Source organism: Paenibacillus sp. WLX1005 (genome assembly GCF_046603685.1).
GTDB lineage: Bacteria > Bacillota > Bacilli > Paenibacillales > Paenibacillaceae > Saccharibacillus.
On sequence record NZ_CP176756.1, the window covers coordinates 819,121 to 842,196 of the forward strand.

The window sequence follows — 23,076 nt, forward strand, 5'->3', positions numbered from 1 at the left end:
ATTTGCGCTTTATTGTAGGGGGAGAGATTCTTTTTCCCGTCGAGCGGCGCGGCAAGCAAACCACGTTGCGAGTAGCGAACCGGAGATATTATGCCACACGCTGAAGATTGCACTTGGTACTGCTGCCAGTGGATTGAAATGTGCTGCTGCCAGGCTAGCACCAAGACCAGAGTTTTGCATTCCGGTTTCAAATACAATTGCTTTGCGTTTAGCTGGGTCCATGCCGACGAGACGGGCGAACAGATAACCAAGCAGATAACCTAAGCCATTGTGCAAAATAACGACTGCGAAGATCAGCAGACCAGATTCGACGATATGACTTTTGTTCAGACCGACGACAATCGCCACGATCAGCACGATTGCCAGCGTCGATACGAATGGCAAGGCAACTGTCGCCGCTTCGGCTTGCTTACGGAACAGCGCTTTGACAATAACACCGAGGATGATCGGTACAATTACGACTTTTAGAATATCCAGAATCAGACTGCCTGCACTTACATGCATCCATTGACCAGCAAGAAGCGAGATCATCGCCGGTGTTGCCAGCGGTGCGATTAACGTGGATACAGAGGCAATGGAGACGCCGAGTGCTACATCACCTTTGGCAAGATAGGTCATGACATTGGATGCCGTACCGCTTGGGCAGCAGCCGACGAGGATGACACCGACCGCAATATCCGGCGGCAGATTGAGCGTCACCGCTAGACCGAATGCCAGTAGCGGCATAATGATATAGTGACCGATGACACCGAGCGCCACATCCAGCGGACGGCGGAATACTTCACGGAAATCGGCAGAAGATAATGTTAACCCCATGCCGAACATAATAATACCGAGCAGCAATGAAATTTGCCCTTTTAACCCGATAAACCACGATGGCAAGAAGAATCCTAACAACGCGAATAAAATGACCCAGACGGAAAACGTATCTCCGACAAACTTACTGACTCTAGCAATTGCATTCATATGTAACTCTCCTTCATTTCCATTTCCCTGTCTATTGCAGATCTGTTATCCTACAGATCAGCGCGTCACCGCACAAAACAGCAGTAACCAGAATTTTACTATATAATATCTGACATCACCATTGTTCACATGTCAAAAAATACAGAGATTAACCCCTCATTCTTTGTCTGTTGTGCACAAAATCCTACCTTTTATACCCTCAATAACTGGAAAATCTACATTCATGCTGCAACAAGCTTTGCCATTGCTACAACGCCAAAGCCTCTTTTTTGTATAGAACAGAGCAATTTGGCAAAAAAGGCGATATAGTTAAAATAGCTACTGTAGCTTTACAAATCGCCATGCTTTTAGCTCGCTAAGTGCCTATAATCAACTACTATATGCAGCCATACCAAACCTTCTTAGATCACGATGACAACAATGAATTCACATATATCGCCGGTACATGATATATACATCCAGAGTCCACCATATAGTATTGTGCCTACGATACAAGCCGGTTGAAAAGCAAAGAGCCATGCGCACGCTAGAGAAGAAAGGGGTAGTAAAGATGCAAGAAGAAGTATATAAACCGCATCAGGTCGGATTGTTTTTGTTTCATGAAGTGGAGGTGCTGGATTTTGCAGGTCCGTTTGAAGTGTTCTCTATCGCGGAAACCGAACCGGGCGTGAAAGGGTTCAAAGTGAATACCGTGTCCGCAGATGGGCAGATGATCACGGCGCGCAATGGCTTGCAGGTGCAGCCGGAGCATAGTTTTGACAGTCTGCCGGCGATTGATCTGCTCATTATTCCCGGTGGATATGGTGCGGAAGAGCTTGAGATTCGCAAGCCTGACGTACTGCAATGGATCAAAACGTATGCATCTGCTGGCGTACAGATTGCCTCGGTCTGTACCGGCGCATTGTTGCTGGCAGAAGCAGGATTGCTTGACGGTCTCAAGGCAACAACCCACTGGATGGATCTGAAACGATTGGAGCAGGATTATCCGGCGGTCGACGTACAATCTGACGTAAAGTTTGTCGATCAGGGGTGGATCATTACATCCGGCGGCATCTCGGCAGGCATTCATATGTCGCTGCATCTGGTCGGCAGATACCTCGGCACCGACGCAGCGAATACAACCGCCAAACGGATGGAATACGACTGGCAAGCCAGCGAGTAATAGATCCATACAGCGTTTGAATATAACGAAATGAGTGATTACGATGTTTCAGGGACAGTCTATTTTACCAGCCGCCAAAACGATGAAGCAATTTGATCAATTGCTGGATAGCCCTTATCAATATGGGGTATTTCTCGATACCCATATCGCGCAGCTGAAAAGTATTTACCGAATGGCAAATGCCAACAACAAGCAGATGTTTCTGCATGCCGATCTGGTGCACGGACTTAAGAACGATGAGTATGCCGCCGAATACCTGTGTCAGGAGATCAAGCCATATGGCATCATCTCTACACGCGGCAATGTCATCATGAAGGCAAAACAAAAAGGCGTTATCGCTATCCAGCGTGTGTTTATGCTGGATACAATCGCCCTTGAGAAAAGTTATGCATTGCTGGAAAAGACACAGCCTGATTATATCGAAGTACTCCCCGGCGTAGTGCCGCATATGATCAAGGAAGTGGTCGCGCGCGCTGGTGTACCTGTATTTGCTGGTGGATTGATTCGAACGGTAGACGATGTGGAGCGTGCGCTACAAGCAGGAGCGACAGCGGTCACTACATCGAATCAGGAATTATTCAACCATTATCGCAAATGATGCCCCGAGTAGGGCATGTTGATTGCCCGTTTTAAAAATAGAAGCTTCATTATATCGCGTTTTTTGAAACGCTTCATGAACACCAAATGAAAAAAATCATATTGACACCGCTTACATGTTACGATATGATGAACACAAGTTAATACATGTGACGGAGAACAGGAGAGCCACGCAGAACCCCCTTTATGATCAGGGGGAGATTTGCGATGGCTCTTTTGTGTTCTTACAACCTGTATAACCATCAGCTGAGTTTTACATTATATGTGTCAAATTACTTAATGCAACAGGTGTAACAATCTGTTTCTCACAATCGAATGGAGGTTTTGTTCATGTCACCGTTTTTGGCTGAATTAGTAGGAACAATGATTTTGATTGCACTGGGTGGCGGTGTGTGCGCGGGCGTTTCACTGAACAAATCGTTTGCCCAAAATTCCGGCTGGATCGTAATCGGTGCTGGTTGGGGTCTTGCAGTAGCGATGGCAGTTTATGCAGTAGGTAGCGTCAGCGGTGCACATTTGAACCCGGCAGTTACACTGGCGCTGGCGTTTAACGGCGACTTCCCGTGGAGTCAAGTGCCGAGCTACATCATTGCACAGATTATCGGTGCGATGGCTGGTGCGTTACTGGTATACTTCCAATACTTGCCTCACTGGGGTGCAACACCAGATCCGGCAACCAAGCTGAGCGTATTCTCTACTTCGCCAGCGATCAAACATCCAGTTGGCAACATGCTGAGTGAGATTATCGGTACATTCATCTTCGTTATGGTATTGTTGTCCATGGGTGCAAACGAATTTACACAAGGTCTTCATCCGTTGATCGTTGGTCTGCTTGTCGTTAGTATCGGTTTGTCGCTCGGTGGTACAACAGGTTATGCAATCAACCCTGCTCGTGACTTCGGTCCGCGTCTGATGCACTTCCTGTTGCCAATCGCTGGTAAAGGTCCATCCAACTGGAAATATGCTTGGGTTCCGGTTGTCGCTCCACTGTTGGGCGGTTCCCTGGGCGGGCTGTTCTACAAAAATGTATTCCTCGGTCAAAGTGCACCAATGCTGTGGGTTGTACTGGGTATTACACTCGTCTTCCTGCTGCTGGCGTACCTGAACGGACGCAAAATTGAACGCACGGAATCCAAACGGGCTGCTGCCTGATTGGACTACCCGATAGTCCAAATTACGATATTGCAAATTGAACGAACATTTCGAGGAGGATATTTCAGATGGAACAATATATTATGGCACTTGATCAAGGTACAACCAGCTCCCGCGCAATCTTGTTTAACAAAAAAGGCGAGATTGCCTACATGGCACAGCGCGAGTTTCCGCAATACTTCCCGAAACCGGGTCATGTTGAACAAAATGCGGATGAAATCTGGAGTTCCATTCTGGCAGTTATCGCTTCCGTTCTGTCCGAATCTCATGTAAAACCTTCGCAAATCGCTGGTATCGGTATTACGAACCAACGCGAAACAACAGTCATCTGGGATCGTAAAACAGGTGACCCGGTATATAACGTACTCGTATGGCAATCTCGTCAAAGCGCGTACATCTGTGACGAACTGAAACAGCAAGGTCTGGAAGAAACATTCCGCAAAAAAACCGGTTTGCTGCTGGACCCTTACTTCTCCGGTACAAAAGTAAAATGGATTCTCGACAATGTGGACGGCGTGCGTGAGCGTGCAGAACGCGGTGAGCTGATGTTCGGAACGATCGACACATGGCTGATCTGGAAACTGTCCGGCGGCAAAGCGCACGTGACTGACTACTCCAACGCATCCCGTACTCTGATGTACAACATCTTTGACCTGAAATGGGACGAAGAACTGCTCGACATTCTGGGCGTTCCAGCTTCCCTGCTGCCAGAAGTACGTCCTTCCTCCGAAGTGTACGCGCACACTGTAGATTACCACTTCTTTGGTCAAAATGTACCGATCGCCGGTGCAGCAGGTGACCAGCAGGCAGCTCTGTTCGGACAAGCATGTTACGAAAAAGGCTCAGTTAAAAATACGTACGGCACGGGTTGCTTTATGCTGATGAACACCGGCGAAGAGCCAATCCGTTCCGAGCACGGTCTGATCACGACCATCGCTTGTGGTGTTGGCGACAAAATCAGCTATGCGCTGGAAGGTAGTATTTTCGTAGCGGGTTCGGCAATCCAATGGCTGCGTGACGGTCTGCGTATGTTCCGCGATGCTTCCGAAAGCGAAAACTATGCGTCCCGCGTCGAATCGACAGATGGCGTGTATATCGTACCAGCATTCGTTGGTCTTGGTAGCCCGTACTGGGATAGCGATGTACGCGGTGCAGCGTTCGGTCTGACTCGCGGTACAAGCAAAGAGCACTTTATCCGTGCAACACTGGAATCCCTGGCGTATCAAACGAAAGACGTACTGACAGCGATGGAAAGCGACAGCGGTGTAACCGTAGATTCGCTCAAAGTCGATGGCGGTGCCGTGAAAAATGGCTTCCTGATGCAATTCCAAAGCGATATCCTTGGCGTACCGGTTGAGCGTCCGGCTGTTAACGAAACAACAGCACTCGGCGCAGCATACTTGGCAGGTCTGGCAGTCGGCTTCTGGGAAAGTCTGGACGAAATTGCGTCCACACACGAAGATCTCGTTGACCAATTTGATCCGAAAATGGAAGAAGCACGCCGCGAAGAACTGTATGCTGGCTGGCAAAAAGCAGTTCACGCAACGATGGCATTCAAATAAGTTGGATGATGCTGTATGCATATGCAGAATAACTTCATACCGTATGATAGGAATCTGCGCAATACAGTAGCAACATGCTATGCTTTATTTAGAGAATGCAAAGAGCCTGTGATCCCTTCGCGGATGACAGGCTTTTTGTTATGTATACGTGTTCTATTCTGCCAAGCGTAATAGATATGCGACTATGCAAACGATGCACTATGCTCCTATTCATCATTCTGCTAAATATTGCTATCATCTTCATCAATCATTCACAAAACAGATCGTGCAATCGCTAAAGTTGTGTGATACTATGACAAATGAAAATGATTATCTTTATCAATTACGATACAAAAGGCGGTTAAACCATGTACACATTTCGCAAGTACAGTATGATCCTGATGACGATTCTGCTAGTAGGGGTATTGGCAGCATGTGGTCAGGCACAAACGCAGTCGCAGTCGAGCAGTGCCTCTACATCAACAACAGGAAGTAATGAAGCAGCATCTTCCACAGAAGCACAAAATACAACCATTACTTATAAAGCAGCCAATGGGGAAGTAGAAGTACCTAGCCATCCGAAGCGTGTCGTTGTGCTGGCGGACAGTTATTACGGCTTCTTCGTTGCTCTTGGTCTGCAACCGATCGCTACAGTCGATCATGTCTTTTCCAGTGAGATGCTGAAAAGCACAACAACCGACATGACCAATCTGGGCGAAACGCCGAAAGTAGAAGAAGTAATGGCGCTCGATCCTGATCTGATCGTCGTCTGGGATGGCGATGCCAATCTGGCAAATTACGAAAAAATCGCACCGACAGTAGCGATCAAATACGGACAATACACGTACAAAGAACAGCTGCAAGAATTCGGCAAAATGACGGGCACCGAGGACAAAGCCAAAGAAGTTGCCGCTGCTTGGGAAAGCAAAATTGCCGAAGCAAAACCAAACGTACAAGCAGCTGTTGGCGACAAAACCGTCTCCATCCTGCAACCGTATGCCAAAGGCGTGTACGTGATGGGCGATAGCTACGGACGCGGCGGCGAGATCATTTATCAGGAGCTTGGTCTGAAAGGCACAGAAGCAACACAGAAGGAAGCAGTCGATAATGGACCGGGGTATGTAGACATTTCGCTGGAAAATGTACCTGACTTTGCGGGCGACTACATCTTCACCGCACCATGGGGTGGCGATGGCGAGACGACGGGTTCGACGCTGTATGATAGCAGCCTGTGGAAATCGCTACCTGCAGTCAAAGAAAAGCATGTATTCAAAATCGATCCGGTCGCTTACTATTTCAATGATCCGATCTCGATGGATGCACAGCTTGATTTCATCGTGAAAAGTCTGACTGGCGCGTAAAGCTTCCGATTGATTGGCAACCGATTCTATCATCGTTGACGTTGCATTAAAATCTTTGTAAAATTTTAACGATTTCTTTGCCTTGCTCACATGAGTATGCTATAATAACGTTAACAAGTTAATAAATACGTCATTAGACTTTGGAGAGACCACGAATACACCCGGTTCACTGCCGGTACGGTGTACATTTCGTGGTCTCTTTTTTCGTGACTTTAATTGGAATAATATGCAAATTGGCATCCTGCACATGCAGGACCTTGCCATCTTGAGTTCACATTTATATTCACATCATAATCAGGGAGGCAATACAATATGAGTACTTCTTTTTCCGCACAACACAGGGCAGAAACATTACAACAAATGAGCAGTGCACCACTGGACGTACTGGTCATCGGCGGCGGTATTACCGGTTCCGGGATCGCACTGGATGCAGTAACACGCGGCATGAATGTCGGCGTAGTAGAAATGCAAGATTTCGCGGCAGGTACATCTAGCCGTTCAACCAAACTCGTTCATGGCGGTCTGCGTTATTTGAAGCAATTTGAAGTGAAAATGGTTGCCGAAGTTGGGAAAGAACGTGCGATTGTATACGAGAATGGTCCGCATGTAACGACACCAGAATGGATGCTGTTACCGTTCCATCAGGGCGGAACGTTTGGCAGCTTCAGTACATCGATCGGTCTGCGCGTATACGACTTCCTCGCTGGTGTTAAAAGCAGCGAACGTCGCAAAATGCTGAGCGTGCAAGAGACGCTTGCCAAAGAACCGCTTGTAAAACAAGATGGTCTCAAAGGCGGCGGCTATTATGTCGAGTATCGTACTGACGATGCCCGCTTGACCATTGAAGTGATCAAAGAAGCAGTAGAACGCGGCGCACTGGCAGTCAATTATGCCAAAGCGGCGGACTTCATTTATGAAAATGGCAAGCTGAAAGGTGTAAAAGTCAAAGACACCATTAGCGGCAAAGAATATTCGATTTATGCACACAAAGTGATCAACGCGGCAGGTCCATGGGTCGATACACTGCGCAAAATCGACAACTCCAAAAAAGGCAAAACCCTGCAAATGACCAAAGGGATTCACCTCGTTATCGACCATGACCGTTTCCCGCTGGAGCAAGCAGTTTATTTTGACACACCAGATGGTCGGATGGTATTCGCGATTCCACGCGATGGTAAAACGTATGTCGGTACGACCGATACGGTATACAAAGCCGATCCTGCGCATCCGCGTATGACGACAGCGGATCGCGATTATGTTATCGAAGCGATCAATTACATGTTCCCAAGTGTAAAAGTAACCGCAGCAGATGTGGAATCCAGCTGGGCTGGTGTACGTCCACTGATTCATGAAGAAGGCAAATCACCATCCGAGATTTCCCGTAAGGATGAAATCTGGCAATCCGATAGCGGTCTGATCACGATCGCAGGCGGTAAGCTGACGGGTTATCGCAAAATGGCAGAAATGGTTGTCGATCTGGCTGCCGAATTGCTTGGCAAAGAGCAAAACAAAACATTCAAACCGTCGCAAACGAAGCATATGTCCATCTCCGGTGGTAATGTAGGCGGATCTGCGGGTCTGCCAGCATTTATCCGTCAGCATACGGAAGCGGGTGCGAATGTTGGTCTGACTCGCAAAGAAGCAGAACATCTGTCCAGCTTCTACGGCTCGAACGTGAGCAAGCTGTTCGCACTGGTGAATCGCAAAGACGAGATTGCCGATGAACTCGGTCTGCCAGCAGATGTACGTGTACGTATCGCGTATGCGATTGAAGAGGAAATGACCTTTAAACCGGTTGACTTCTTTATCCGTCGTACTGGCGCATTGTTCTTCAATATTGCTTGGGTGCAACAATGGAAACAACCGGTCATCGACTATATGGCGAAACGTCTGGATTGGAATGCTGAGCAAAAACGCCGTTATATAGATGAGCTGGAAGCACAGCTGCACGATGCGGTCGTTCCGTCCGATGCAGAAGCGACAAGCGAATTTGCAGTATAAGGCACTTAGTCAGAGAAATAACAAACTGAGAAACAATCAATAGATGAACAATATTGTAAGAACAAAAACAGGCAGCGGTGCATCAACCGTTGTCTGTTTTATTCGTTTATCGCTGATTGATCATTCTTACTGTAATACATAGCATATGATACGTAATCGAGCATTTGAATATGACTTTTTGAATACGGTTATTATATGCACACAGTAGACAGCAAGTAGCAAAGCAGCAAGTAGACAGCAAATACTGGATAGTAGAGAGTAAGTAAAAAGCACATGCAAATCTGTATCCCCGACTAAAGTCTAGGTTACGCGTTCCCTGCGGACGGAAGTGGGATGTTGACGGATGTGGTATGCTGACTGCATCAGGAATGCAAAATATGGAAAAGGAGAGCATACATATGATCAAACGGGCGATTATTGCACCGGTTTTGCTGCTGCTGGGCGTATATTTATTTTTGAATCCTGGAGGCTCGGGTAATGCTGGAACGATTTTTGCGATCTTCTGGCCTACCTTGTTTATCATTCCACTCAGTTTGTTTTTGCACTGGATGGTATTCTCGCTGATTGGACGCCAAGCATTATGGCTCGTTGTACCGGGCGGGATTTTGCTAGTAAGCGGATTGACGTGCCAGATTGCGCAGATGTTCGGATTGTGGCATGTGATGTGGCCGGGCTTTATTCTCGCGGTAGCCGCAGGGTTGTTTGAATTGTACTGGTTCGGTACGCGTAACAAATGGCTGTTGATTCCGATCAATCTGCTAACTGTGCTGTCGCTGCTATTTTTCGCGGTATTTTCTATCGATTCGGTGCTGTCGAGCTTCGTGTTCGTACAGCCACTTGTCGCGATGGCGCTAGTGCTCGGTGGCGGCTGGTTGATTTTCAATCGCAAGCAAGAGTGGTAAGTCGATTGTGGTGAATGCCATCGGCTGTAGATGCAGTAGATGACAATGATCAGCAGAGACAGATATAGCAAAAGATGTAGACATAGAAAATTCTAGACATAAAAAGGCATCAAAGACTTCCAACTGTGGAGAATTTGGTGCCTTTTCTTTGTATTCGGATCCTGCTCTTTTGCATAGTGGTGTTTTTCTTTTGTACGTTGGTGTTGTGATTTGTATGTTGGTGTTTGGGCTTGTAGGATGATCGAAAAAGTATAGAAAGTCAAAATAGCAGCAAATTTCAGCAAAATCGTATCAAGCAAACTGTAAACGCTTTCTCTATAATGAGGATAAGAGTGCTATATCAAGAGGATGATAGAGTGTACTACGGTTTGTCTATTTATAGCGTTTGTCTAATTTATGGGATGTATGTATGCGATTTGTTTATTTACAAATAACTCTGCAAGGGATGACTGCTATAGAGCAATGACCGCCATAGAGCGAAGATTCTATATTCGTTGATCTATTTTACGGATAAGGTATAGGTCATTGTTACGCAGCATGTTGAAAGGGGAACACAGCATGGAAATGAATCGTGATCGGTTACTGGAATACAGTTCTCGCATGCGATCGGCAGACCGAAGCTGGTATTATCGTGGCAAACCGCATGAGACGTATTGGTATGAATTACGACATTCTACTGTAGTGGCGAAGGATATTCAGCAGATTGTGGATACAGGCGAGCAAATGTGGGGACAGCATATTCCAGAGCTAACCTATACGCTATTTGCGATCTTTGCGGAAAAAGGCTCGCGCTTGGAATATGAAAATGTGTATTTTGAGCGGCGTTGTCGATTGAATACGTATGCGTTGCTTACGCTGCTGGAACCGGAGCAGAGTGGATATATGGAACGGCTGCACGATATGTTATGGGCGATTTGCGATGAATATACATGGTGCTTGCCTGCGCATGTTGCTGCCGATCATCATCCAGCCGAGATTGCGCAGCAGATCGATCTGTTTGCTGCTGAAACTTGCTTTGCGCTGGCAGAGATTATGCTGCTGTTGGGCGAACGGTTGCCCCGCTTGTTACGGGAACGAATTACATATGAAGTGGAGAGACGTATATTCCAGCCATTTCTGAGTGAACGGTCGTATCATTGGCAGAATGCGCGTCATAACTGGGCGGCGGTATGTGCTGGCTCGATCGGTGCAGCGGCATTGTTATTGCTGGATGATACGGAGCGATTAGCGGATATTTTGGTCAAAACGCAGCATAGTATGGAATGCTATCTGGACGGCTTTGGCGAGGATGGTGCTTGTCTGGAAGGTGTAGGGTACTGGAATTATGGATTTGGCTTTTTTGTATATTATGCGGATTTATTGCGCAAGCGTAGCGATGGGGAGCTGGATTGGTTTCAGAATAAGAAAGTGGCAAGTATCGCTACATTTCAGCAAACATGCTTTCTCGATGGCAGTCTAGTGGCGAATTTCTCAGATTCGCTACCGCATGTGCATGTACATATGGGGCTGTCCCACTATTTAGCGGAGCAATATGCTGCGGTGCAATTACCGCCGCAGCATCTGCGCGCGACATACAGCGAGGATCATTGCAGTCGCTGGGCGCCCGCGCTGCGCAATCTACTCTGGACGATGGAAGCACCAGTCGTACACGATTGGCAGGACGGCAGTTATTATTTACAAGATGCGAGCTGGTTAATCTCACGGCATCATGGTGGGGATCATCGATATGGATTTGCAGCCAAAGGCGGTCATAATGATGAACCGCACAATCACAATGATCTGGGACAGTTCATCTGGTGCGTGAATGGCGAGGTGTATTTGGCTGATCTGGGTAGTGGCGAATATACAGCGGCTTATTTTGGCGAAGGACGATATGCGTATGATTGCAATGGCTCGCAGGGGCATAGCGTGCCGATGATAAATGGGCAGCTGCAATGTGCAGGTTCTGCCTATCGGGCGGAGGTGCTGCATGCGCAGATTGGCGCGGAGCGTGACGAATGGACAGTGGAGTTAAATGGTGCTTACGATATTCCGCAGCTCCAATCACTGACACGCTCACTGATCTGGCACAAAGGAGCACAACCTTATGTGAAGCTGACCGACTCTTATGTGTACGATGGAACGCCGAGCAGTTGGCGTGAACGCTTTGTCACATGGAAGCAGCCTGAATTGGCGGTGAATGAGGGAACAGTGATCTTATCGGGAGAACACGGGCAGGTGGAAGTGGAGTATGATCCGCAGCGCTGTCAGGTTGTTGTTACGCCGCAGCGGTATCGCGATCATTTTGGGGTGGATACGGTATGGTACAGTGTGGATTTTGACGTGGTAAAGCCGGGAGCGGAAGAAGCATTGACGTTTATTTTTCGTTTCGTACCGCTGTGTACGTCGTCTGTGTAATCTTGAGAGAATGACTAGATTTACAAATGAATACATCGATAACAGATACGGCGACGACAGTCTTATGTTTAAATTCAGCAAAGGTGGTGCTTGATATGAATGCAGGCAATCCGGCATGGGTAGAGGAAGCGTGGAGCAAGGCGCTTGATAAGACGAGAATCAATAGCGCGATCATTGGGGCGGAATTTCCGCATGCAAGTCAGAATGGGAAGTATGTGTTGGAGCCGCCGTACTGGTGGACAGCAGGGTTTTGGCCGGGAATGCTGTGGCAATTGTATGGAGATAGTCAGGAGCAACAGCTGCGCGATGTAGCAGAGCAATGTGAACAGCGACTGGATGAGGTGTTGGATGGGTATGTGAAGCTGGATCATGATCTGGGCTTTATGTGGCTGCTGACCAGTGTCGCCAATTATAAGCTGACAGGCAATGCGCAATCCCGTGTACGAGCGCTCAAGGCAGCCAATTATTTGGCAGCGCGCTTTAATTTGCAAGGGCGCTATATTCGTGCGTGGAATCCGTGGCGAGAAGGCGAGGATAACAGTGGTGTCGCGATTATCGATTGCTCGATGAATACCAGTTTGTTGTTCTGGGCGTCAGCAGAAACAGGTGATCCGCGCTATCGTCACATTGCCGAAGCGCATATGGATACGGTGTTGGAACATTTTGTCCGTGCAGATGGTTCGGTGTATCATATTGTGAATTTTGATGCGGCGACTGGTGAAGTGGTGGAGAAGCTTGGCGGGCAGGGACATGCGCCGGAATCGGCGTGGTCGCGCGGTGCGGCGTGGGCATTGTATGGGCTGGCGCTAGCGTATCAGCATACAGGACGCGTGGATTATTTGCATGCTTCGCAGCGGGTCGCGCATTTTTTTATTACCAGATTGCCGGATGATCATGTGCCACATTGGGATTTTCGGGCGCCAGCAGAGATTGGTGAGATTCGTGATACATCGGCGGGTAGCTGCGCTGCCAGCGGATTGGTGCTATTGTCGAAGCTGGTGGACGATTCGGAAGCACTCATTTACCGACGTACTGCGCTGCGGATGCTAGAATCGCTATATCGTCAGTATGGTAGCTGGGATGATCCCAATGAGCAGGGCTTGCTGCTGCACGGCACGAGTCATTACCCGGAAAATCGCAATATTGATGTACCGCTCATTTACGGTGACTTTTTCTATGTTGAGGGACTGGCGCGTTTGCAGGATAAAGGTCCATTTTACTGGGAATAAGAGAGGAGAATGAGAATGACTTCTTCATCGCGATATTCACAACATCTATCAGAACAGGCGCAACACCCATCGTCTACACAACAGGCACAACATTCATCGCAATCGTCAAACTCGGAAACGGATGCGGAATCTTCTGGACTGGAGCTGTACACGCGCGACGATCTTGCTGCGCTGCTGCATCGTCTGACGAAACCGCTGTTGCCGCTGTACAGTGAAGGCAAGGCTAGATTGCGTATCGGGCATACCGGAGCGAGTTATCCAGCAGATCTTGCTGAAATGGAAGGCTTCTCGCGTGTGTTATGGGGACTCGTACCACTGCTGGCGGGTGGCGGAGATAGTGAATTATGGGAGACGGTGCTGGATGGTATCCGTCATGGTACGAATCCGGTGCACCCGGAATATTGGGGCGATGTGAACGATTATGATCAGCGACTGGTGGAGATGGCTGCCTTCGGGCTGGCGCTGGCATTGATTCCAGAGCGCATCTGGACACCGTTATCCGCGGATGAACAGGGCAATCTGCATCGCTGGCTAAATCAGATCAATCATCATCCGTGCTATGACTGCAACTGGTTGTTTTTTAATGTGCTGGTCAATGTGGGATTTCGCCGTGCGGGATTGGACTATGATGCAGAGCAATTGGAAAAGAACGTACAGCGTATGGATGCCTTTTATCTGGAAGATGGCTGGTATAGCGATGGAGTGAATGGGCATAGCGATTATTATGTGCCATTTGCTATTCATTATTACGGGTTAGTGTATGCGCGTCTGATGGAGCAAGATGACCCGGAACGTAGCCATATATTCAAGCAACGCGCGGCGAAGTTTGCGACCGAATTTCTAGCTTGGTTTGCACCGGATGGATCGGCGCTACCGTATGGGCGCAGCTTGTCGTATCGATTTGCACAATCGGCGTTCTGGAGTGCGCTCGCGTATGCGGGGGTGGATGTACTGCCTGCGGGTGTACTCAAAGGATTGGTGCTGCGTCATGTACGCTGGTGGCTGGAGCAGCCAATCTTGGATGGGCGCGGGATCTTGACGATTGGATACGCCTACCCCAATCTGGTAATGGCGGAAAATTATAATTCGCCCGGCTCGCCGTACTGGGCGCTGAAGGCATTTCTGCCACTAGCGCTGTCGCAAGATCATCCATTCTGGAGTGAAGGCGAACTGCCATTGCCGGACATGGACATCTATCATGTCCAGCAACCGGCGCATCTGGTCATTGTGCGGGAACAGAATAGCGGTCATGTGGCTGCCTTCAATAGCGGTCATAAATATACCAATGAGCATACCCACACCTCTGCCAAGTACGAGAAATTCGTCTATTCGACTGGTTTTGGATTCAGTGTGCCACGGTCGGAGTGGGGACTGGGACAAGGTGCATTTGATTCGATGCTGGCGCTGAGTGAGCACGAGGATAATCTGTATCGGGTACGGCGACGCAATGTAGACACGCAGATTACGGACAATATCCTGCATGCGATCTGGAAACCGTGGCACGATGTCGAGGTGCGAACATGGCTCATTGCTGGTCTGCCGTGGCATCTGCGTATTCACCGGATCGAAACTACTCGTATGCTAGATATCGCAGAAGGCGGTTATGCGCTGGGGCAGGAAAAGCAATGGCAAGCGCATACCAAGCCAATGGGTACTGCGGTCATGACGGCTTATGGCAGCAGCGGTATAGTCGGATTGCGCGGATATGAGCAGGCAGAGCTGATCTGGCCGAATGCGAATACGAATCTGCTGCACCCGCGTACTGTATTGCCGACGCTCAAGGCGACATTGCAGCATGGCGTTCATTGGTTAATCGCCGCTGTATATGGCAATCCGGCTACAGGCGATGCGATTCCAGCTGAAGCCCATTTGCATGAGTTATTGTCGCAGTCGCCTGCGGATATGCTGCATGTGAACATTGCCGACGAACAAATCATTGTCACTACTCATACAGGTAAAGAAGTTACAATTAAGCTGAACGATTGAACGATTGAACGATTGAACGATTGAACGATTGAACGATTGAACGATTGAACGATTCTTTATCGTTCGTATACGCAAAAGCCTGTCTTGAAAAAAGTCAGGCTTTTTGCTATACCGTCTTACAGCGTATCATCTTCACACACTGCACACGCTTGATAGCAGAAGCAAGTTACAACACATCTGTGAAAATCGCACAACAACACGGATTTCTTCGCAAACAAGTGCAATTGTGGGTATATAATAAGAAGTTGGGTAAAAGCATACATATCATAAGGGATCGGGCAGGATAGCATTGCCCGTAGAGAGAGAGGAGAAACAGACCCGTATGGAAACATTGAACGTCATTCTGGTTGTTTTACTTATTTTATTGACTGCCTTTTTTGTGGCGTCAGAATATTCGATTATTCGGGTGCGAATCTCGCGGATTAATCAGCTTGCCGATGAAGGTAACAAAAATGCCAAAGCGGTGCAATCGATTATTAGTCGGCTGGATGAATTCCTGTCTGCCTGTCAGCTGGGTACGACGCTGACTTCGCTGGCACTCGGTTGGTTGGGAGAATCGACGATTGAGGAGCTACTCCATCCGTTGTTCGTGCTGCTGCATATTCCAGATGCGCTCACCTCGATTCTGTCCTTCCTGCTGGCGTTCTTGCTGTTAACGTATTTGGAAGTAGTCATCGGAGAACTGGTACCCAAATCATTTGCGATTCAGATTGCGGAGCCGATGGCATTGTTCTTTGCACGTCCGATGATCGTCTTTTACCGACTCACGTATCCGTTTAACTGGGTGTTGAGCCGTTCGTCGCGTCTGATTACCGGTTTGTTCGGGATTAAGCCGATCTCTGAGCATGAAGCAGCGCAGAGTGAAGCGGAACTGCGGTTTGCTCTATCCGAGGGGTACAAGAGCGGCAGTATCACGCCGACAGAATATCGGTATTTGAACAATGTATTCGATTTTGACGAGCTGGTGGGCAGTGAGATTATGGTGCCGCGTACCGAGATGATCTATATTGCGCAGGATGCGAGTCTGGCGCAATTTTATGAAGTGATCCGGTTGGAGCCGTACAGTCTAATTCCGGTAGCATTGGAAGGGGATAAGGACAAAATTATCGGTCTGCTCAATGTCAAAGAAGTGCTGCGCGATGTCATTCACAAGCAGCATGTACCGGAAGATGCGATTGCGCCATTTATCCGTCCGGTCTTGCAATTGATCGAAACTGTGCCTGCACGCGAACTGCTCGGCAGAATGCAGAAGGAAAATATTCATATGGCGGTGCTGCTAGATGAATACGGCGGTACAGCGGGTATGGTGACGCTGGAAGATATTTTGGAAGAGATCGTTGGCGATATTCCATCCAAATCCGATACCGAGCCGCCACCAAGCCCGACGATTACAAAGCTGGGCGAAAAGCATTACGCATTGCAACCACAAGCACTCATCCATGAAGTGAACCGTCGTCTAGGCACCGAGCTTGAAGCGGGCGAGGCATACACGATTGGCGGCTGGATCTGGTCACGTAAATTCAATATCCGTGAAGGGGATTCCGTCGTCGAAGACGGGTTTGAATTTACCGTAACCGTGATGGAACAGCAGCATATCCGCAAAATCGAAGTCCAGCCCTATATCGATCCAGAAGACCCAGAATTGGACTAAGCAGGAGAAATACAATAAAAGCGCTGAGGATATAAGGTGGATTGTCTATGTCCACGAATGTATCATCTAGTACGATGAACGATGAACGATGAACGATGAACGATGAACGATGAACGATGAACGATGAACGATGAACGATGAACGATGAACGATGAACGATGAACGATGAACGATGAACGATGAACGAGCTGCGTATGTGCAATCATCCTGTAATATCCATGCGCAACCGTGATATAATAAAAGAATGCATGAGCAACCCGCATCATGTAAGATCGCGATAGGCGATACACGATAAACCGATATAACGGGGTGAACATATGGCAAAACGGAACAAACAACCGACACGTCCCGCAGCAGCTGCGCAGGACAAACCGGCTACATTAAAAGACTTACTCAGCGCAGATGTGCTGGATAAGCTGAAAGCACAAGCAAATGAGCTACGCGAAGCCGAGCAGGAGCGTAAGGAAGAACAACGCCTTCAGGTGGAGCAAGAACGCAAAGCGGAACAGAAGCGACGCGATAACGATTTTGAATATTTGCTCGATAACACGAAGCAGGATTGGAAGAAATTCAAATAAGGGCATAACCCTGACACACCGGCATATGCCATTCTCCCGTGAGAGTGGACATGTCGGTGTTTTGCTGTGCTTTTGCTTCCAGCTCACGTAGTTAGATACATGCGATAGAAAGAAGCCTGCGATGCGCTGAATTGGAAATACAGTAAACCTTTATTTACAAAACACCATCTTTGTTTGTTATATAAACTAACTTGATTATATCAATACAACTATAAAATTATGGAATATACTGTTTATTTTAAAAGAAAATGATAAAATTAATCATATAAAATACGTTTACATAAAAAATAATTACAAAATGAGGTATGAAACCTCTAGTCAAAATTCATGATTACGTTATAATGAATTACAATATAAACGATGTCGCATTTCATCCTTCATCAAGACGTACACCGATGCCAGGAATGCTTCAGGATGCTGATCAACCTAACTTTTGCTGAAAGAGGGTGGAGTATCGTGTCTGAAAATGCACAATCGCTAACGCGCAAATCGTCAGCTGTCGTCAAGCGCAAATGGCTCAGTTACGCAGATATTGCGGGCTGGTGTTATGCGTTGCCGCTGCTCGTCGGAGTCCTCGGTTTCTCGCTGTATCCGATGCTGTCCGCACTATGGACAAGTTTCCATGGGAACGGTGCAGCTTCCTCATCCTGGGTAGGTCTGTCCAACTACACCCGTGTCCTTCAGGACGATCTGTTCTGGAACTCGCTGTACAACACCATTTACATTGGCGGATTGTCCGCTGCACTCGGTATTGTGTTCTCCTTTATCCTCGCCAGTTTGGTGCATCATCTGCCCTGGCAACGCACTCGCAATGTATTCAAAGCCCTTTTTTTCCTGCCCAATGTCGTCTCTGCGGTAGCGACCAGTCTATTGTTCAGTCTGCTCTTTTATCCCGGTCGTGAAGGGGTGATCAACTATGTACTGGGTTGGTTTCATATCGATCCGGTAGGCTGGTTTACCGATCCGTCGGTTGCTCGGCTTAGTGTAGTGCTCATGATCTTATGGGGCGCGCTCGGCTACAACACGATTATTTTCCTCGCTGCTCTACAAAGTGTGCCACGTGAACAATACGAAGCTGCCGATATTGACGGGGCATCGTCATTTGGCAAATGGCGCTATATAACGATTCCGTCACTGCGTCCGATCTTCGTCTTCATGATCATTATGGGTGTGATCAGCGGTATGAAGCAGTTTACCAATGTATGGCTCATTGGCGGCAGCGCAGGCAATCCTGCTGGATCATTGATGACATCCGTATTGTACATTTACCGTAATGCCTTTTTATCTGCTCAAATGGGGATTGCTACGGCTGCATCGTATCTGTTGTTCATCTTGATCCTGCTGCTCACGCTCATTATTCTGCGCGTGAATCGACGAGGTGCCACCGACTGACTAATAAAATAATCCAGAGCCTGCACTACTCAATATAATGAAATATATTCTTGAAACAATGTGTTGTAAACATTATTTTAACAGCGAACGCGTCTCGCCACATGATCCCATTTTGGAACATACACATGTACACGCACAAGCTTCCTTGGAGACAGAACCATTTCACTCACCTGCACATCTCCTATGTGCCACCGACTCTAATCTGATTGAGGAGGACAACTGCTATGGATAGAAGTACTCGCTCTCCAGCCGCTTCACCTCTGCGTATGAGCCAGCGTAATATGCGCCGTCTGAACAGTACGATCATTCTGTTCATGCTCTGTCTGGTTTCCATTACGATGGTGATTCCATTTGTTTGGATGGTGACGACCAGCTTTGACTGGGGGGCACGGCTGAATGTGCCTTTTCCACCGCGCTTCTGGCCGGATGATCCGTCGCTGCGTACGTATCGTGCCGCACTCACGAATGTTGATCTGCTACGCTACATATTCAATTCCTTTCTCGTTGCTGCGGGAACGATTCTGATCAGTCTGATCTCGGCGCTAATGTCCGGCTACGCCCTGTCCAAAATCCGCTTCAAAGGTGCTGGCATCGTACTTGTACTTGCGCTCAGTACGATGATGATTCCGTTCGAGATGACGATGATTCCGCAGTATATGCTGTTCAATCAGCTGCATCTGCTGGATACGTACTGGGTCTTTTACTTACCTGCATTGAATTATGCGTTTGGTACATTTCTGTGCAAGCAGTTTATTGATGGACTACCTGGTGAATTGCGCGAAGCGGCGCTGATTGATGGAGCGAGCGAGTTTTCCATTTTCCCGCGTATTTATTTGACAATCTGTATGCCAATTGTTGCGACAATGATTATTTTACAATTTCTCGGCGTCTGGAATGAATTGATCTGGCCGCTGCTGGCGCTAAATGATCCGAACAAATACACGATTCAGCTCGGTCTGGCAATGTTCAATTACAACAACGGTACCCGGCAGATGCCGTCGATCATCATGGCAGCTACTTGCGTCAGCCTGATTCCGGTACTGCTGCTGTACATGTTTCTACAAAAATACATTGTCGAAAGTATCGCGACTACTGGTATTAAACAGTGAATAGACAGCGACAACAGAGCAACGCTGCACATGCACAGTATACAATAAGAAAAGGCGGGGATGAGATGAGTAAAACATGGCAAACGGCGATCGTAATCGGTCTGGTGCTACTGCTGACCGCATGCGGTTCGTCCGGTGGTAGCGGTTCGGCAACGGAAACGTACAATACCGATGTCCAGCAAGTATCCGATCTATCCGGTACGGTACGCGTAGCGCTTGCTGGTTGGCAACTCGAAAACGGGATGGACGCGGTGACTGGACAGGAGACGACGGGCTTTAACCAGTATGTAGAGGACACCTTCAAGAAAATGTATCCCAATATTACACTGGAAGTGACACAGGTACCATGGGAGAATGCGCAGGCAAAACAGCGCGCATTGCTCATGTCCGGCGATGTGGATGTATTGTACACAGGCGGTGCGTTTGCTTCGCAGTATTATAATGAAGGATTGCTGCGTAATATCGACGATCTGATCAAGCAGGACAAGGATTTTGATCCATCCATTTATTTGCAAGGGATCTGGAACAATTCTTACAGCACGCGCTCGCCAGATGGTAATAATCAATATGGCATTCCGGCAGTACTCGGTAAGCGCGTTACCATTTATGATAAGCAGTTGTTCGACGAGTGGGGCGTAGAGCCATTGTCCGAAGTACCAACACCGGAAGAAATTCTGGAAAAAGCGAAAAAGATGACTGGCACCAATCCGAAAACCGGTGAGCAGAATTACGGATTATACTTTGCAGGTAATTCGCTCAATCAGGCGACACTAGTAGCGCTCAGCTATTATTTTGGCGAAAAAGGCGGCGAAGGTACACTCGACAAACCGGCAGATATTCAATGGGAGCTGAACACACCGGGCATGGTCAAGGCAGTGCAGTGGCTAGGCGAAGCCGCCAAGCTCGCGCCACCCGCATTCGTCAATGGCAACGGTGCCGAGAACTTCGGTTTGGACAACAATAATGTTGGTATGGTGCTGGATAATAGCGGTACAACAATCATGAGTGAATATCGCGCCAACAAAGACGATGCGCTACTACAGCGGTATATCCCGGTTATGAATATGGGAACGGACGGCACGGGCTGGGTCGCCGTCGATCCGATCATCATGGCAAAAAAAGCCGAGAACCCGGAAGCAGCATGGGCGGTTATGAAATTCCTCGCCAGCTATGATACACAGAAATGGGCGTATCTGAACTTTGATATGACGCCAACACTGACGAACGCCGATTTTGTGGAAGACAATAATGGTTTTATCAAACATGCAATGAAGATGGCAGAGATTAGCAAACCAACGCTGATGGACGAAGCCGATCCATTTTACAATAGTGAGATCGTTCCAGCGGTGAATGGCTATATCAGTGAGGTTGCTAATGGCGGCTCCCCGGATGTACAGGCACTGCTGGATCGACTGCAATCGAGAGCGGAGCAATGGTCGGCAAGTCAGAAGTGAGATAATGGCAGGTACTATCATAGGAGCTATTGCACCGATAGCTGAACCATGTAATAACACAAGATTGTACAAATAATGTTGGTCATTTCACAAGCCGCAAAATGAAACACTGTACAATCAGCAGAATACCGTTCCCCATCATGCCTTTGCGCGGATAGCATTGTCCGCCGCAAAGGTATTTTTGAGCTGCTGACAGATCGAAATGTTTATACCCGTACAAAGTCAGGTATATAATGGGAATGTCACGCTAGCTTTACGTATCCTCGATGATCTACAGTCGATGATGTGAAAATGATTATGTCAACATGCCTAGAAGTAAGGCATTTACACGAAAGGAAATGAACAGATGAACGGACAAACACGCGCTAATATCAAAGCAGGGCTAGAAGTGGATATTGTGCTCAAACAGGATCAGCGCACGGGTAAGCTTACGCGCGGGATCGTCAAAGATATTTTGACCAATTCGCCCAATCATCCGCATGGCATCAAAGTGCGGCTCGCGTCAGGACAGGTAGGACGGGTAAAACATATTATTGCGGCTTCCAATTGAAGACCGCACCAATGGATAACGAAAGGGGCATGACATGATGAAACAGAACAAACTAGGCGCTTCCGATCTGGTGGTCGGTGAAATCGGGCTTGGCTGTATGTCACTCGGTTCGGAGGAAAGACAAGCGACACGATTGCTGCACGAAGCGCTGGACCTGGGCGTCACCTTGCTAGATACTGCCGATCTGTACGACGAAGGACGTAATGAGGAGATTGTCGGTAAAGCGATCAAAGGTCGCCGTAGCGACGTCGTACTCGCTACCAAAGTCGGCAACCGCCGTGTTGCTGGCAAAGACGGCTGGGAGTGGGATGCGTCGAAGGCATATATTTTGGAAGCAGTCAAAGACAGTCTGCGTCGTCTGCAAACCGATTATATCGACCTGTATCAGCTGCATGGTGGTACGCTGGATGACAATATCGACGAGACGATTGAAGCATTTGAGCAATTGAAGCGTGAAGGTCTGATTCGTCAATATGGTATCTCGTCGATCCGCCCAAATGTGATCCGCGAATATGTCAAACGTTCGCATCTGGTGAGTGTGATGAGTCAGTACAGCATTCTGGATCGTCGCCCAGAGGAAGAAGTATTGCCATTGCTGGCGGAGAACGGTATTAGCGCTATCGTGCGTGGTCCCGTTGCGAGTGGTGCACTTGCTCACGGTCGTCAGGACAAAGCGGAAAAGGGATATCTGGATATCGACGGCGAGGAGATTGTGAAGCTGCGTCGTCACTTGGAAGAATTCTGTAACCCAGAGCGCACCTTAACACAGCTGGCGATTCGCTACTCGCTGGCGCATCCAGCGGTCGGTGCGGTCATTCCGGGCGCAAGCTCATCTGAACAGCTGCGCCATAATGTGGAGGCTGCTTCTGCACCGCTGCTGACGGAGGGCGAATACAACGCTATTCGCGTGCTGCGTCCAGCCAATACGTATGCACAACATCGCTAATCCGTTCTAATTGCAAGCTCAATCCTCTTATTCTCAAAACGTCATTGCCGTGAATATTGGAATGATATTGTAATAGATGTAGCAAGGTGACATACCACTCCA

General features: G+C 48.1%; 18 protein-coding genes. 17 read left to right on the top strand and 1 reads right to left on the bottom strand.

Annotation, left to right across the window (positions count from 1 at the left end; translation table 11 throughout):
* Window positions 1-9: 9 nt before the first annotated feature.
* Entirely contained in the window at window positions 10-966 is a 957-nt protein-coding gene (locus ACE3MZ_RS03555) for a bile acid:sodium symporter family protein (RefSeq protein ID WP_411345138.1), read from the bottom strand.
* A 550-nt stretch (window positions 967-1,516) separates the two neighbouring features.
* Between ACE3MZ_RS03555 and ACE3MZ_RS03560 the strand changes: the two genes are divergently transcribed.
* From ACE3MZ_RS03560 to ACE3MZ_RS03640, 17 genes are all read left to right on the top strand, one after another.
* Window positions 1,517-2,128, top strand: a complete 612-nt coding sequence (locus ACE3MZ_RS03560) for a DJ-1/PfpI family protein (protein ID WP_411345139.1) — start codon at window positions 1,517-1,519, stop codon at window positions 2,126-2,128.
* Window positions 2,129-2,171: 43 nt separating this feature from the next.
* The gene (locus tag ACE3MZ_RS03565) at window positions 2,172-2,726 is read left to right on the top strand and encodes a glycerol-3-phosphate responsive antiterminator (RefSeq protein WP_411345140.1); all 555 of its coding nucleotides are present in this window, start codon (window positions 2,172-2,174) and stop codon (window positions 2,724-2,726) included.
* Between the two features lie 329 nt (window positions 2,727-3,055).
* Window positions 3,056-3,877, top strand: a complete 822-nt coding sequence (locus tag ACE3MZ_RS03570; RefSeq protein WP_411345141.1) for an MIP/aquaporin family protein — start codon at window positions 3,056-3,058, stop codon at window positions 3,875-3,877.
* Between the two features lie 68 nt (window positions 3,878-3,945).
* Window positions 3,946-5,439 (top strand): glycerol kinase GlpK, encoded by a 1,494-nt coding sequence (glpK, locus tag ACE3MZ_RS03575; RefSeq protein WP_411345142.1) that lies wholly within the window; start codon window positions 3,946-3,948, stop codon window positions 5,437-5,439.
* 347 nt (window positions 5,440-5,786) lie between these two features.
* Window positions 5,787-6,779, top strand: a complete 993-nt coding sequence (locus ACE3MZ_RS03580; RefSeq protein WP_411345143.1) for an ABC transporter substrate-binding protein — start codon at window positions 5,787-5,789, stop codon at window positions 6,777-6,779.
* 312 nt (window positions 6,780-7,091) lie between these two features.
* Entirely contained in the window at window positions 7,092-8,780 is a 1,689-nt protein-coding gene (locus ACE3MZ_RS03585; protein ID WP_411345144.1) for a glycerol-3-phosphate dehydrogenase/oxidase, read from the top strand.
* 398 nt (window positions 8,781-9,178) lie between these two features.
* Complete coding sequence (locus ACE3MZ_RS03590) at window positions 9,179-9,682, top strand: hypothetical protein (protein WP_411345145.1); 504 nt, start codon at window positions 9,179-9,181, stop codon at window positions 9,680-9,682.
* Between the two features lie 558 nt (window positions 9,683-10,240).
* Complete coding sequence (locus tag ACE3MZ_RS03595; RefSeq protein ID WP_411345146.1) at window positions 10,241-12,079, top strand: hypothetical protein; 1,839 nt, start codon at window positions 10,241-10,243, stop codon at window positions 12,077-12,079.
* Window positions 12,080-12,174: 95 nt separating this feature from the next.
* Complete coding sequence (locus tag ACE3MZ_RS03600; protein WP_411345147.1) at window positions 12,175-13,308, top strand: glycosyl hydrolase; 1,134 nt, start codon at window positions 12,175-12,177, stop codon at window positions 13,306-13,308.
* A gap of 15 nt (window positions 13,309-13,323) precedes the next feature.
* A complete protein-coding gene (locus ACE3MZ_RS03605; RefSeq protein WP_411345148.1) occupies window positions 13,324-15,294 on the top strand; it encodes a DUF2264 domain-containing protein in 1,971 nt (656 codons plus the stop codon).
* 322 nt (window positions 15,295-15,616) lie between these two features.
* Complete coding sequence (locus tag ACE3MZ_RS03610) at window positions 15,617-16,945, top strand: hemolysin family protein (protein WP_411345149.1); 1,329 nt, start codon at window positions 15,617-15,619, stop codon at window positions 16,943-16,945.
* Between the two features lie 317 nt (window positions 16,946-17,262).
* Window positions 17,263-17,523 (top strand): YqkE family protein, encoded by a 261-nt coding sequence (locus ACE3MZ_RS03615; RefSeq protein ID WP_411345150.1) that lies wholly within the window; start codon window positions 17,263-17,265, stop codon window positions 17,521-17,523.
* 456 nt (window positions 17,524-17,979) lie between these two features.
* Window positions 17,980-18,915, top strand: coding sequence for a carbohydrate ABC transporter permease (locus tag ACE3MZ_RS03620; RefSeq protein ID WP_411345151.1), 936 nt, complete (start codon window positions 17,980-17,982; stop codon window positions 18,913-18,915).
* 281 nt (window positions 18,916-19,196) lie between these two features.
* Window positions 19,197-20,024: a carbohydrate ABC transporter permease gene (locus tag ACE3MZ_RS03625; RefSeq protein ID WP_411346683.1), complete on the top strand. Its 828-nt coding sequence runs from the start codon at window positions 19,197-19,199 to the stop codon at window positions 20,022-20,024.
* Between the two features lie 65 nt (window positions 20,025-20,089).
* Window positions 20,090-21,478: an extracellular solute-binding protein gene (locus tag ACE3MZ_RS03630; protein WP_411345152.1), complete on the top strand. Its 1,389-nt coding sequence runs from the start codon at window positions 20,090-20,092 to the stop codon at window positions 21,476-21,478.
* A gap of 346 nt (window positions 21,479-21,824) precedes the next feature.
* Complete coding sequence (locus ACE3MZ_RS03635; RefSeq protein WP_367064230.1) at window positions 21,825-22,028, top strand: YwbE family protein; 204 nt, start codon at window positions 21,825-21,827, stop codon at window positions 22,026-22,028.
* Between the two features lie 37 nt (window positions 22,029-22,065).
* Window positions 22,066-22,974, top strand: a complete 909-nt coding sequence (locus ACE3MZ_RS03640; RefSeq protein ID WP_411346684.1) for an aldo/keto reductase — start codon at window positions 22,066-22,068, stop codon at window positions 22,972-22,974.
* The last annotated feature ends 102 nt before the right edge of the window (window positions 22,975-23,076 follow it).